Annotated in this window: 8 protein-coding genes; all 8 read right to left on the bottom strand. The window is 70.8% G+C overall.

The genetic code is table 11. The features are described from left to right. Window positions 1-6: 6 nt before the first annotated feature. The 8 genes from OG622_RS42850 to OG622_RS42815 are packed head-to-tail and all read right to left on the bottom strand — an operon-like array spanning window position 7 to window position 12,835. Entirely contained in the window at window positions 7-693 is a 687-nt protein-coding gene (locus tag OG622_RS42850) for a hypothetical protein (RefSeq protein WP_371582239.1), read from the bottom strand. Next, window positions 690-1,391, bottom strand: a complete 702-nt coding sequence (locus tag OG622_RS42845; protein WP_371582238.1) for a hypothetical protein — start codon at window positions 1,389-1,391, stop codon at window positions 690-692. Before OG622_RS42845 ends, OG622_RS42850 begins: the two co-directional genes overlap by 4 nt. Window positions 1,392-1,400: 9 nt before the next feature. Next, complete coding sequence (locus OG622_RS42840) at window positions 1,401-8,111, bottom strand: DUF4157 domain-containing protein (RefSeq protein ID WP_371582237.1); 6,711 nt, start codon at window positions 8,109-8,111, stop codon at window positions 1,401-1,403. Further along, window positions 8,108-8,407, bottom strand: coding sequence for a hypothetical protein (locus tag OG622_RS42835; RefSeq protein WP_371582236.1), 300 nt, complete (start codon window positions 8,405-8,407; stop codon window positions 8,108-8,110). Before OG622_RS42835 ends, OG622_RS42840 begins: the two co-directional genes overlap by 4 nt. Beyond that, the gene (locus tag OG622_RS42830) at window positions 8,398-10,428 is read right to left on the bottom strand and encodes an ATP-binding protein (RefSeq protein WP_371582235.1); all 2,031 of its coding nucleotides are present in this window, start codon (window positions 10,426-10,428) and stop codon (window positions 8,398-8,400) included. The genes OG622_RS42835 and OG622_RS42830 overlap by 10 nt, the downstream gene beginning before the upstream one ends. 6 nt (window positions 10,429-10,434) lie before the next feature. Further along, entirely contained in the window at window positions 10,435-11,322 is an 888-nt protein-coding gene (locus OG622_RS42825; protein ID WP_371582234.1) for a DUF4255 domain-containing protein, read from the bottom strand. Between the two features lie 42 nt (window positions 11,323-11,364). Continuing rightward, the gene (locus OG622_RS42820; RefSeq protein WP_371582232.1) at window positions 11,365-12,114 is read right to left on the bottom strand and encodes a hypothetical protein; all 750 of its coding nucleotides are present in this window, start codon (window positions 12,112-12,114) and stop codon (window positions 11,365-11,367) included. Next, window positions 12,107-12,835 (bottom strand): hypothetical protein, encoded by a 729-nt coding sequence (locus OG622_RS42815; RefSeq protein WP_371582231.1) that lies wholly within the window; start codon window positions 12,833-12,835, stop codon window positions 12,107-12,109. The genes OG622_RS42820 and OG622_RS42815 overlap by 8 nt, the downstream gene beginning before the upstream one ends. Window positions 12,836-12,867 lie beyond the last annotated feature (32 nt).

Raw genomic sequence — 12,867 nt, 5'->3', positions numbered from 1 at the left:
TGCGGTTCAGCCCCTTCCGATCACGGCGTTGGTTCCGGTGAGCCCGAGCGAGCCGAAGCTCCCGCCGCGGGCGGCTGCGGCGAGGCGTTCCTTCTGGGCGAGGTGCGCCAGGTAGAGGTCGGCGCCGCGGTGCCCTGCGGGCAGGTCGCTGACGGTGAGGATCTTCATGCCGATGCTGAGCGAGGCCCGGATCGGGTTGAGGTTCACGTCGAACGCCGACTCGTTGACGGACAGTTCAGTGAGGCGTACGGGCATGACGCGCTTGCTGCCCCAGGTGAACAGGGTGAGCGGCATCTCGATCGGGCTGATCTCGATGATGCCCTTCTGCGACAGCTTGCTCGCGGCACGGAGTTGCGCCACGGTCGGCTGCACCAGCATTTCGAGCGTCGCCAGCTGCGGGTGGATCCCGTCGGGCGCGGCGACCTCGAACTGGTCGGTGGCGTCGATCTCGGCCGTGAACTTCCAGGTCTCCTGGGCGGGACCCTTGAGGCGGAGGGCCTCGTTCCTGTCACCGCTGCCGGTGCCGCCGCCTCCGGCGTCGCCGCTGTCGCCGGCGGACTGGGGGCTCACGCTGCGTTCCAGGGTGTCCGGGTTGAATTGGAGGACGATGATGCGCTGGGGGGTGCCGGTGTCGGGGTTGATTACGACTATTCCGGAGCGGATGGGTTTGGGGATGTCGGCGTAGCGGGTCACAGGCGTTCCTCAAGTCGGGCCCGCAGGTCCGTGTAGTCGTGGTCAGGGAAAAGAGTGGGGAAGGTCTCCACCATTTCCTTGAGTCCGGCAGAGCAGGACACGAAGCCCAGACCGCTGAGCGCCGGCTCGCAGTAGAGGTACTGCCAGCCGATCACGCCCTTGGTGATGAGGACGGCGTCCAGATATCCCGGGTAGTCCAGCTCCATCCGCATGGCGCCCTGGCGTGTGTCGAAGAACCAGACCTCGGGGTCCATGGCCCCTGGCGTGGCACGCAGCAGGGCCATACGGCCTGAGCCGCTGCGGGGCGTGTCGTCGAAGAACCGTAGTTCGCTGTAGAGCTCGCGCTCCCAGTCGTCCTCACCTTCCCAGATGTCGTCCATGTAGTGCTCGACGATGGCGCGCATGATGTGGGTGAGGCTGAACTCGCCGACCATCCGTGAATCGGCACGCCGGGGCCGCCAGTGCGCCGCGATGCGGTCGTGCCGGAAGAAATGCCCTTGGACGCGTTCGCTCAGGGGAAGCTCCTCGCCTGCGGCAAGGTTCCGGAAGACGCTGGACGGTTCGGCGAGCAACTGGGACACCTCACCGAACCGGGCCCACTCCACATCGAGTTCGGCGGCTTCTTCGAGCTCCCGCAGAACCTTGTCGCAGCACTCCTCGAAGGGAAACTGGAGCACGGTGTCGTTATTACCCGTCATGACAGTTACTCAATTCCAGTTGACTTCGCGTTCACGATCCAACTTCCGCAGGTTGCGTTTCAGTACCTCGATGCCGGCTCGCTTTGGGTTCAGACGGTCCGTCAACAGCGCGTGGACATCAGCCTGCCCGCTGAAGGTTCCCCCCGTCTTGTGCAGATCGTCCCGGGCTGCGACGAAGTCCTTGGCCAGGCTCTCGTACTTTCCGTCCAGGAGTCTGGCTTTGATGGTCGGACGACCGACGTCATTGATGGACAGGCGGGTTTTCTCGTTCGCCGCGATGGGTTCGTGGGGCAGGCCGAACGGCTTCGAGGTCCCGTTGGACCGCCAGTCACTCCGATTCTTCCCCGTCCCGGAGACCTTGTCGTACCCCCCGTACTCCGCGTAGATGTGGCTGGGAATGTGGGGGTAGTCCTGGTGATCGAATTTCGCCCTGGACTTGTACCAGATGACCGCCGCCCGGTCCGGAATCGCGTCGTAGGCCTCCTGCTCGATGCCGTGCAGGAACTTGTTGTTCATCTCCGGTCCGCGAGCCGGAACGAGGTTGTTTCCGGACGCCTTACCACCGAGCCGCTCCGGCAGGAGATGCATCCGCACCCAGCGGCTTCCCTCACTCAGGCCCCGCTGCCTGATGTCCGTCCAGCCAGGGGGCTGCCCGTCCTTCGCCTCACCGGCGTCTTGGCCTCCGCCACCGAAGACCGACTTGGAGGAGGTGCCGAGGTACTTGGATATGTGGTTCTCCTCCGGACGCCGGCGCGGGTTCTCCGGGTCGCCGAGCGGGTGGTCCTTGAAAGGCTGGAAGTCCGGTTCGGGCAGGTCGAAGTACAGGCGGTTACGGGCCTGGTCGGCGAACTTCTTCATCTGTTTCTCCAGTTTGTAAACAAGCCGCCTCTTCTCCTGCTTCTCCGCCTCCCCCTTGGTTTCCTTCGGAATCTTCTTCTGGGTGTCCAGCGCTTCCTTGTACTCCTCCTCGGCCGAGTTCACGTAATCCAACTGCTTCGCCTTGTCATTCTCGGCCTCAGGCTTGTCCAGGTCCTTGCGCCAGTCCGCCATGAACGGCGGCACCTCCTGCGGCGTGCTGTGGATGTACATCGGTGCGCGCGGGCCCCGGCCGTGGAACATCAGCGTGTGTCGCTCGCCGTCGTCAGCGTCGGCGAACGGCACCTTCGGCAGGTTTACCGGCTTCGCGGTGTCATCGCGCCGGTCCCGGCGGCGGGGACGGTCTCCGGGACGACGGTCCCCATCGCGGTCCCGGTCTCGATCCCGGCCGCGGTCGCGATCCCGGCCGGTGTCACGACGCCGGTCGTCCCTGCCGTCGCGGTCCGGACGGCGGTCGTCCGTGCGGCGCTTGTCGTCGGGGCGCGTGTTCCTGGGATCGCGGTCGCGATCGTCCGTACGGTCCCTGCCAGGACGGCGCCGGTCAGGGCGGAGCGTGTCACGGGCCGGACCACGGCGTGTGGCGCGGCGGTCCCGGTCCTCGTCGCGCGTCCTCTTCTCCGCGTCCTTCGCTTTCCGCCTGGCCGCGTTGATGTCGCGGCCCTCCTCACGGCGTTCGTCGTCGCGGCGCTTCTTCGGCCTGGTCGTGTGCGAGGGGCGCGGCTTCTTCTCCGGGGAGGAGCGCTTGCCGGGGCGGGGCTTGGACTGGGGGCGGGACGTCTTGTCCGGGGACGGCTTGCGCGGGGCCGGACGGTCGGCCGGCTTGTTCGTGGCCGACGGGTCGTCGTCCTTGGGCTTGTCGTCCTTCGGCTTGTCGTCCTTGGGCTTGTCGTCCTTCGGCTTGTCGTCCTTGGGCTTGTCGTCCTTCGGCTTGTCGTCCTTGGGCTTGTCGTCCTTCGGCTTCTCGTCCTTCGGTTTGTTCGGTGTGGACGGCTGATCGGGGGTGTCCGGCTGCCCGGGCTTGTCCTTCTTCGTGCGGATCGTCTTCAGCATGTCGCCGAGCCGGTCCGCGACCTTGCCCATGAACCTGCTGACGCCCTCGATCAGGAACTGGTAGACGATCTCGAGCAGGGCCACGACACCCGCGGCGACCGCCTTCGCGAAGGGCAGCGCGCCGTTGCCGCTCTTGACCGACTTCAGGAAGTCCATGAAGAGCCCGAAGGCGTTGAGGACCTCGCTCAGCACTTCCCACGCCACCTGCAGGGCGTCGATGATCGCCATCACCCAGCCGGCGCCTGGGATGAGCTTGGCGACGACCTTCTCGACGACCAACACGCCGATGATGACGGGGAGTTGGGGCACCGCTTCGTCCCAGGCCATCTGGGCCATCTGGTCGACCGTGACGCCGCCGTCGATCAGTGCCTGGAAGTCCTCCATCGGGATGCCGATGATCTCCTGGACCTTCTGGTTGAACCAGGCCTTGACCGCGGTCTTGATCTCGTCGAAGAGGTGATCCCGGGCGCCGGTCTCGGCCGCCGCACCCGCCTTGCTGATCCAGTCGCCGGGGTCGGAGACGATGTCGTTGAAGATGGCCGCCCATTCGCCGAGGCCCTGGACGACCGCGGCACCGAACTCCAGTGCGCCGACCGTGACGGACTCGGCGACGTCGACGGCCGCCAGCAGTCCGGTCTCCAGGAGGTCGAGGCCGGCGAGCAACGCACCGCACAGGCCGTCGAGCAGCTTTCCGGCGACCTCCTTGAGGTCGTCGGCGAACTCGTTGACCTTCTGCACGGCCCAGTCGCGGGCACCGTCGATGGTGTCGCGCCACTTGTCGCGCATCGCCGGGTAGTCGGCGAGGAGCTCGTCGCCGAGGGCGATCAGGGCGTCGGCGAAGGTGTTGATCTGGTCGATGACCCAGTTGCGGGCGTCGTCGATGAGCTTGAAGACCTGCTGCTTGAACTGGTCGATGAGATCCGTGACGGCCTTGCGGGCCTTCTCGAAGATGCCCTTGATGGCGTTCTTGAGGCCCTCGAAGAACTCCTTCAGCTTCTCGATGGCCTCTTCGAGCCAGTTGTCGGCGTCGTCCTTGCCCTCGTTCTGCTTCTTCTCCGCGTCCTGCTCGGCGGTGGTCTGCTCCGTCTCGATCTTCTTGTTGTCGTCCTCGGTGCGCTTGTCGACGTCCTTGTCGGTGTCCTCTTCCTTCTTCTTGACGTCTTCGCGGACCTTGTCGTACTTCTTGCCCCTCTTGTCGTCGATCTCCGCGACCTTGTCGTCCTGCTCCTTGCGCCACTGGTCGCGGGAGTCGGAGATGTCGGTGCGGCCCTTGTCGCGGGCGTCGGACTGCTTCTTGCTGCTGGCGTCGACCTCGCGCTTGAGGTCCTCGTCGTGCTGCTTGCGGTCGTCCGTGGCCTTCTTGTCCTTGGCCTGGCGCTCCTGGCCCATCTTCTGTCGGCCCTCGGCGAAGCCGGCCTGGATCTGCGGGCCGCGGTCGTGTTCGGCGACGGCGGAGGCGGACTCGATGGGCACGCCGGCGGACACCGAGCGCGGGCCGCCGGCCTTCCCGCTCTTCTTCCCGCCGGGCACCTTGCCGGTCAGGGTCTCCTTGGGGACGTCCGGGTAGAGCTGGTCCTCGCCCATGGGGCGGGCCGCGTCGTCACGCCCTGCCCGGTGGAGTTCGGTCTTGCGTTCGTCGAGCTTGCCGCTCTGCTCGTCGGTGCGCTGCGGGTCGGAGTCGTTCTCCAGGGGCAGGCGGGGGGCGTCGCCCACCTTGGCCTTCTGCAGACCCTCGTCCTGGGTGGGCAGCCCGAGGATGGAGTCGATCAGGTCGTCGAGCGGGAGGATCTCCTTGAGGAGCTTGCCGAACAGCTGGGCGCCGATGGTGAGGGCGATGTCCCACCAGCTGGGCTCGGGCACGTTCGCGCCCGGGACCTCGCCTTCCGGCTTCTGTTCGCCCGTGATCTCGGGTGTCTTGCCCGCTGTGGCCTCGGTGCGGGCGACCTTCGCGTTGGTGTAGGTGCCGGGGGCCGCGGGCGTCGGGCCGCCGGGCACCGTGCGCGGTGAACCGGACGGCCGCTGCGTCTTCGGCGGCGCCTTGCGCAGCGTAGAGCGCTCTTTCTCGACCGAACGGCCCACCGCGCCGTCGACGCCCTTCAGCGTCTCCAACGCCTGGTGCGGCTTGAGCGATCCCGCCGTGGCCAGACCCGACTCGGGTGTGGCGTTGGAGACGTCCGGGGCGGGTGCCTCCTTCTTGGCCTTCGAACCGCCGGCCGGGGCGCTACGGCTGCCGCCGCGGCCACCGGCCCGAACAGGTGCGGGTGCGGATGCCGTACGGCCGCCGCCCCCGCCACCCTTGCGAGCGGTCTTCGCGGCCTTCCGCGCCGCCTGCCGTTTGCTGCCCGTCGGCTGGGCGCGCGAGCCTGTCGAGCCTCCCGTCGACCCGCCGGATGCCGGCGCCTCGGCGGCCTTGGGAGCGTTGGTCTTCGCCTCCGGTCCGGCGGACATGGGAACGGGGCCGTGGCCCGGTGCCAGTTTCAGGGCAGTGTCGGGTCCCGGGGTGGAGACCTTGTCGGGGCCGGTCACGGGGCCGGGTGCCGTGGCGTTGCCGTTGCCGTCGGTCAAGTCCTGGTCCCTTGAAGGGGGCGTGGTGGGGGCGGGCTGTGTGCCGTCCTTGCCCTGGTCCGTGCCCTTCCCGTCCTGGCCGGTGGCGTTCTCGGACTGGCTTGTGCCCTTGTCGGCCTGCTGGCCCGTGTCCTTCCCGCCGCCTCCGCCGGCCTCCGTCCCGCTCCGGCCCGAGGCGCCCGCCTCCGATGCCGTCCTGCCTGCTTCTTCGCCGCGGCTCCCGCCGTCCGACGCGCCCTTGCTGCCCGACGGCGAGCCCGCTGTCTGGGTACGTGCGTCCTCGTCCGCCTTGGCCAACTGTCCGGGCCCGGCTGCCTCACCGGGAGCGGGCGCGGTGTCCTGTCCGGCACCGTCGGCGGCGCGTGCTTCCTCGTCGCGCCGCGCGGCCTCGGCATCCTCCTGGCGTTCCTCCGTCCGCTCCTTGTCCGCGTCCTTCCCTGTGATCGACACGGACGTTTCCAGTGCTCCGAGACCCGGCGATGCCACGGCCCCGGCCAGCCTGTCCCCGTCCGCCGCGGAGTCCTGGTCCGCGGTGATGCCGTCCAGGAGCCCTTGGACGGCCCGGTCCTCGTCGGTGCGCGCGGCGCTGTCGGGGGCGGTCTCGGGTTCCGCCGTTTCCTGGGCCTCGTCCGCAACCGACGGGCCATCGGAGAACGTAAGGGTCGGCGCACGGGGCGCTCCCCTCTTACGCCGTTCGAACAGCCGTGGGTCGACCGCCGTGTCCTCTCCCGACGCCTCGGTGTCGGCGTCGGGCGCACGGCCCGCCTCTTCGTCGGCGTCCGGTTCGGTGTCGCCTTCGGCGGACTCCGCATCCAGCCCCAACGGCTCGTCGTCAGCGTCCTGTTCGTTCTCCGGATCCCCCACGGTACGGGCCGCACCGATGTCACCGCCGGTGCGCGGCCTCTCTCCCGGCTCCGCTCCGCTCCGGTCCACCGCCGCCGGGGCGGGAGCCTGTTCCCGGACAGCCTCGGCCTGTTGCGGCTCCTGCTCAGTGGCCTGCTCCTCCGGTTCCGGCGCGGCCTCGTCCTGCGCGCTGTCCGTGTCCTCCTGCGCCTCCCGCTCCTCGCTCTGGTCCTGCTCCTTCTGCTCCTTCTCGGTGCTCGCCGCGTCCTTGCGCTCGTCCGCGGCGTCCTTCTGTGCGCCCTGACCGGAGGCCTGCCGGTCCTCCTGCTGGTCCTGGGAACGTTCCTGCTGTCGCCCAGCCGCCTCCTCACGATCCCTGGCAGCGCCCTGCCCGCCGGACGCGTCGCTCTCCTGGCCCTGGGCGTCCTCGTCCTTCCGGTCGTCAGCGGGGGCGGTCCGCCCGTCGCCCTCCTCCCGGGGGCCGTCCGCGCGCTCGTCCTCTTCCTGCCGCTCCTCGCCCGACTCCCGCTCGCGCTCCTCCTCGACCTCCTCCACCGCACCGGGCACGGCCAACGGGGCCGCGGCGGCCTCCGTCGGCAGCGGTCCGGCCTGCTCCGTCTCCTCCACGGCCTCCAACAGCCGGTCGAGCACAGGCGTCGGCAGCCGCAGCTCCAGCCGCTCCAGGACGATGTCCTGCACCTGCGGCCCCATCCGCGCCAACTGCAACCGCACCCGCCCCGACCGGTCCTCCGGGTCACCGCGCAGGGACCGCAGGAGGGTGTTGGCCATGCGGTCGACGATGGTCGCCGGGTCCAGTTGCTCCATACGGCGGCGGTCGGCGTCGGCCGTGGCGTACCGCAGCCAGCCGGGTGTGGCCTGGCCCTCCTCGATCTCCGTCGACTCGGCGGCGGAGCCGGGCTCCGGCTGCCGTACGAGATCCTGCGCCGCAGCCTCAGCCTCCCGCTCGATGGCCTGCTGCGGCAGGCTCACCGCGCCCAGTTCGCGCCCGGCGCGCAGTGCGCCGAGGCCGTGCGGGTTCTGGACGGTGTGCAGGAGTTCGTGGGCGAGGAGGTGGCGGCCCTCGTCGGTGCCGGGCTTGAAGGTGCCTTCGGCGAAGAAGATGTCCTGGCCGACGGCGACGGCGTCCGCGCCGAGGAGGTCCGTGAGGTGTCCGGCGTCGCGGCCGGTGTGCAGGCGTACGCGGCTCAGGTCGTGGCCGAGCCTCTCCTCCAGCTCCCGTCGTATGCCGGGGTCGAGAGGCTGTCCGGCGCCACTGACGATGTCCTTGGGTTCGGGCGTACGGGAATTGGCGGCGCGTTCCTTGCGCTTGCGGCGGCGCTGTTCGGCCGTCTGCTCGGAACTTGCCTCCTGGTACTGGGAGTTCACCGGGTCACCTCCCCGTGGCCGCTGAGGCCCTCGTGCACCGCACGGGCCAGTGCCTGGCCCAGGCGGCGGGCGGACAGGCCGGCCGGCAGTGGGGGCAGGCCGGAGAGTGTGTCGGCGGTCAGGGCGCCGTCGGTCGCCATCGGTACGCCGTGGACGCGGATCAGCCGGGTCAGCTCGTCCTCGAACGCGGCCGAGACCCGGTCCGGGTCCACGCGGAAGCCGTGGAGGGCGAGTTCGCCGATCTCCACGCGGATCTCGCGGGGGTTCTCGTGCTGAGCGTTCCTGATCACACCCATCCCCGGACCTCCGTCGGCGTCAGGGAGCGCTCCAGTTTCAGATACTCCGTGTGGGCCGCCGCGAGCATGTGCCGCATCTGCAGGCGGTCGCCCTCCTCGGCGGCCAGGAACGCGCCGGACAGCGCGATGTTGCGGATCGAGCCGCCCGCTACGGTGAGCTGGGCGAGGAGGTTCGGGTCGATGTCCTTCGTCGGGGCCTGGGCGGGCAGTACCCGGCGCCAGATTTCCGCTCGTTCGCCTTCCGCCGGGAAGGGGAAGTCCACGACGAAGCGGATGCGGCGCAGGAAGGCCGTGTCGAGGGCCTTCTTCATGTTCGTGGTGAGGATGGCCAGGCCCCGGTAGGCCTCCATGCGCATGAGCAGGTAGCTGACTTCGAGGTTGGCGTAGCGGTCGTGGCTGTCCTTGACCTCGCTGCGTTTACCGAACAGCGCGTCTGCCTCGTCGAAGAGCAGGAGCGCGCCGCCTCGTTCGGCGGCGTCGAAGACACGGCGGAGGTTCTTCTCCGTCTCGCCGATGTACTTGCTGACGACCTGGGACAGGTCGATGACGAACAGGTCGAGGCCGAGTTCCTTCGCCATCACCTCGGCGGCGAGTGTCTTGCCGGTGCCGGAGCCGCCCGCGAACATCGCGGTGACGCCCAGGCCGCGGCGCAAGGTGGCCGCGAATCCCCACTCCTGGTGGACGGTCGCCCGCTGGCGGACATGCGCGACGATCTCGCGCAGCACGCTCGTCTGCCGGTCGTGCAGGACCAGGTCGTCCCAGCCCGCCTGCGGTTCGATACGGCGGCCCAGCTGGTTCATGCCGATCCGGGCCTCCTCCAGGCCGACCCGCCAGGCGAGTTCGGCGGCGTCGAGCCGGTCCTCGTAGGGCAGGCGGCGGCGTACGGTGGCGGCCGCGGAGCGTACGACGTGCGGCGGCAGCTGGAACTGGGCTATCAGGGACCGGAGTTCGGTGTCGTCGAGGTCGGCGACGGGGTGGAACGCGTCGGCCCAGAGGGCGAGTTGCTCCTCGTCGTCGAGACGCGGCACGGGCACGCGCGCGCCGTGCGGGCGGTCCGTGCGCAGCGGGTCCTCGCTGGACACCACGACGGGTACGGCGGCCCCGGCCAGAAACGCCTCGACGGCCGCGCGCTGGTCGCGGTCCACCTCGCCCACCTCCACCAGCAGCGCGGCGGGCAGCAGGATCGCCTCGCGCTGCCACAGCCGGGCGAGCCGGTCACGCTCGGCGGGGTCCGCCGGAACGTCCTCGGCACCCATCACGTACACCCCGAGCCCGGTACGGGCAGCCGCCGCGGCGGCGATGTCGGCGCGGCTGCGCAGATCCTCGCCGGTCACCTCGACGACCGGCGGCACGTCCGGGCCCGCCACCGTCGTCCAGCCTTCGGCGACCCGGCTCGCGGCCAGGTCGTAGGACGGCGGCAGCCGGTCCGGCACGGGCGCGCGGCGCAGGCGTCCGTGCAGCCGGGCGTCCAGATAGGGCGAGCCCAGCAGGAAGTGCAGGATGCGCTCGTCGAGCCGGAGCCGTGACGTCGTCAGCCGCGACTCGTCGTCCAACTCGACGATCAGCCACCGCCGCAACGGCGCCACGGGCGTGAGCCCGCTCCAGTGCGGCTCGGCCAGGGCGGCCAGGGCGAGCGAGAAGGTGGGGTACGCCCGCTGTGGATCGCCGCAGGCCGCGGCGCAGCGGGCGGCGGTCGTGGGGTCCAGTTCGTCGGCGGCGGTGAGGAGGATCAGGTCGCGTTCGAAGGGGGTGAGCCCGAAGCAGGCGACGAGGGCGCCGAGGGGCTCGGTGACGGAGGCGTCCGTCGGCACCGGGGCGTCGGCCCGCCCGGGCTCCGCGCCCTGACCGGTCTCTCCCGCCGCGTGCGCGTCGACGCGGGCCAGGACGCGCCGGATCTCCGCCATCAGCGCCGCGCCGCCATCACGTGCGCCCGCCGCGCCCGACGTTCCCTTCGCGCCGGTCGCGCCGGTCGCCCCTGGCTCGTTCGTCCCCATGTCCTCACCCGCCCCCGTCGTCGTCATGTCGTCTCAGTCCTCCGTGGCCTCGGACCCGCCGCCCGTCTCCGTGCCCCGCGCCCTCGTCGACTTGTTCGGCTGTGCCGTCTTACGGCCGCGTGCCGTCGCCTTGGCGGGTGCCTTCTTGGCGGGGCTCTTGGCGACCGTCCTGGCGGGCGTCTTCGCAGGGGCTTTCGCGGCCTTCTTGGGACCTGTCGGATCCGAGGCGTCCGCCTCAACAGCGCTTGCCGGTGGACTAGTTGACGGCACGCCAGCCTCCGGTTCCACCCCCGGAGGGATTGGCGCCCCCTCCGCCCCGAACGGCAGCACCCGTACCTCCGGCCGCTCCACCGGCTTCGCCGGTACGGGCGTCTCGCGGCCGTCGATGAAGACCAGGGACGCCTGGTAGACCACCGACAGCGAGTACGGCGTCTGGTGGAGCATCCCCCACAGCTTGGACGTCTCGTCGATGTCCATCACCATCGGTGTGAAGCGCACCCGCTGCATCGCCTCGACGAGGTCACTGCCCGTCAGATACGGGCGCTCACCAGCCTGTTCGATGACGTCCTTCGGCAGCACCGGTATCTCGTGCAGGGCGCGCACCACGGCGCCGATCAGGCGTTGTCCGACCAGTTCCGTCTCCTCGCCGTAGGCGCTGATCAGGTAGTGCAGGTCCAGCGCGGCGGCGGGCCGCTTGATCAGCCGGCCGTCGGGTGCGCGGGTCGGCAGGTCGTTGTTGCGCTGCGAGGTATTGGGCGTGACCTGGTACAGGAAGACGGAGATGGTCGGCTCGGCCGGCGGTTCGGCGGGCGGCTTGCGCGGCTCCACCTTGACGGCCTCGCCGAACTCCGGCCCCAGGTTGGACTCGATCAGCAGGGCGAGGGCCTGGGTGACATGCGCGATGGCGAGTGCGTTGCTCATGACGTCCGTTCCTCGGTTCCTCTGGGTGTCTCGTGCCGCATGTCACTCCCGCCCGCGCGCCAGATAGTCCGCGAGGCTCAACGTCGCTCCCTGGCGGCCGCGTTCGGGGGTCCGCTGCCGGGTGCCGCCGCCGGACGGCGCCGGTCCGGCCGTCACCTCCAGCCGCCCGATCTGTACCTGCACCACCTGCTCGGGGGCCCGCCCGGGCCGCCGGGCCGCGGCCTGCCGTACGGCGTCGCGTGCCGCCGCCGTGTCCGCGGCGCTGGGCCGCAGGGGGGTCGACACGGTGGGAGAAGCGGCGTCCGCACCCGGGGGGGTGGGTACGGACGCGGCGCTCTGGGTGGAGCCGTGCTCCGGACGCCGCGGGGCCGGGCCGCGCCGGGCGGCGTCGGGCGCGGGCCGGGGCCCCGGGGCGACCGGTGCGACGGGACGCAGCAGCGGCGTCTCGGGCACGGCCCGTACCGCGGGTCGCGGTGTCAAGTCTCCGTCCGTCGGGGCGCGTTCGGTGCGTACGACGGTCCGCTCCCGTTCCGTACGCAGCCGCACCTCCGCCGCCGGACGCGGTACGTCCCGCTGCGCGTCGGCGGACGGCGTGGCCGAGGGCCACAGCAGGCCGGACCCGTCGTCCGCCTCCGGTGCCGTGCCCCGTACCGCCTCCACCCGTTCGAACGGCCCGGCCAGCCGGGGCCGCACCCGCGACACGCCCGGGCGCGGGCCGGCCGCGGCCGGGGTGTGGCGGGCGATCAGCCGGTCCAGGAAGTCGGGGACCGGCGTCCCGTCGGCGTCAGACATCCGCACACAGCTCCAGGTAGTAGCAGCGCCGCAGCGGGCTGAGCGCCAGGATCTCTGGCTCGCTCCAGCCGTAGGCGGTGGCGAGCAGGTGGACGTCGAGGAGCACGTCCCGTGCCCAGGCGTCCAGTTCGGTCCAGAGGTAGGAGGCGATGTCCAGTTCGGCCCGGGTGGCCTGCCCGCACTCGGGGCAGGCCACGTTGAGCGTCACGTCGGCGCCCGGGTCGGCGGCCTCGGCCGCCTCGGCGATCCGGCGCTGCACGGGCGCGGGCAGGTCGTCCGCGGCCACGGCGGACCCGTCGCGCACCGCCGAGACGAGGCATCGCGCGAGCAGGGCCGTACGCGGCTCCGCCGCCCGGGCCGCCGCCGTCAGGTCGGCGACGGAGGGCAGCCGGAACTCGACGTCCCAGCCGTCCTGCCGGACCCGGACGACGGAGTCCGGAGCGCCGCCCAGGGACCGTGCGAACTCCCCGGCGTCCAGGTCGAACTCCATGTCCGCCCCGCACGCCGTGCACTCCAGCCGCACCTGCATCCGTTCCCCGAACAGGGCCCGGCGCAGGGCGAACAGGTCGGCCTCCCGCTCCCCCAGCGGCAGCACCGGCAGGTGCGCGGGGTCGAGGTCCGGCCGTGCGGTGCGGTGCAGCAGCAGGGCACGCCCGACCGGAGCCTCGGCCAGCCCGGCTTCCCAGGTGGCCAGCAGGCCGGCCGCACCGGCGATCGCCATCTCTCCCCCCGATTCCCTCAACTACCGTCAGT

It is taken from the genome of Streptomyces sp. NBC_01314, assembly GCF_041435215.1.
Taxonomy (GTDB): Bacteria; Actinomycetota; Actinomycetes; order Streptomycetales; family Streptomycetaceae; genus Streptomyces.
This window is presented reverse-complemented; position numbering and strand designations above follow the sequence as displayed.

What these genes read in the sequence shown, in the direction of transcription:
- OG622_RS42845 (WP_371582238.1), bottom strand. Translation starts at nt 1,391, where the DNA reads ATGACGGGTAATAACGACACCGTGCTCCAGTTTCCCTTCGAGGAGTGC.
- OG622_RS42825 (WP_371582234.1), bottom strand. Translation starts at nt 11,322, where the DNA reads ATGAGCAACGCACTCGCCATCGCGCATGTCACCCAGGCCCTCGCCCTG.
- OG622_RS42835 (WP_371582236.1), bottom strand. Translation starts at nt 8,407, where the DNA reads ATGGGTGTGATCAGGAACGCTCAGCACGAGAACCCCCGCGAGATCCGC.
- OG622_RS42815 (WP_371582231.1), bottom strand. Translation starts at nt 12,835, where the DNA reads ATGGCGATCGCCGGTGCGGCCGGCCTGCTGGCCACCTGGGAAGCCGGG.
- OG622_RS42820 (WP_371582232.1), bottom strand. Translation starts at nt 12,114, where the DNA reads ATGTCTGACGCCGACGGGACGCCGGTCCCCGACTTCCTGGACCGGCTG.
- OG622_RS42830 (WP_371582235.1), bottom strand. Translation starts at nt 10,428, where the DNA reads ATGACGACGACGGGGGCGGGTGAGGACATGGGGACGAACGAGCCAGGG.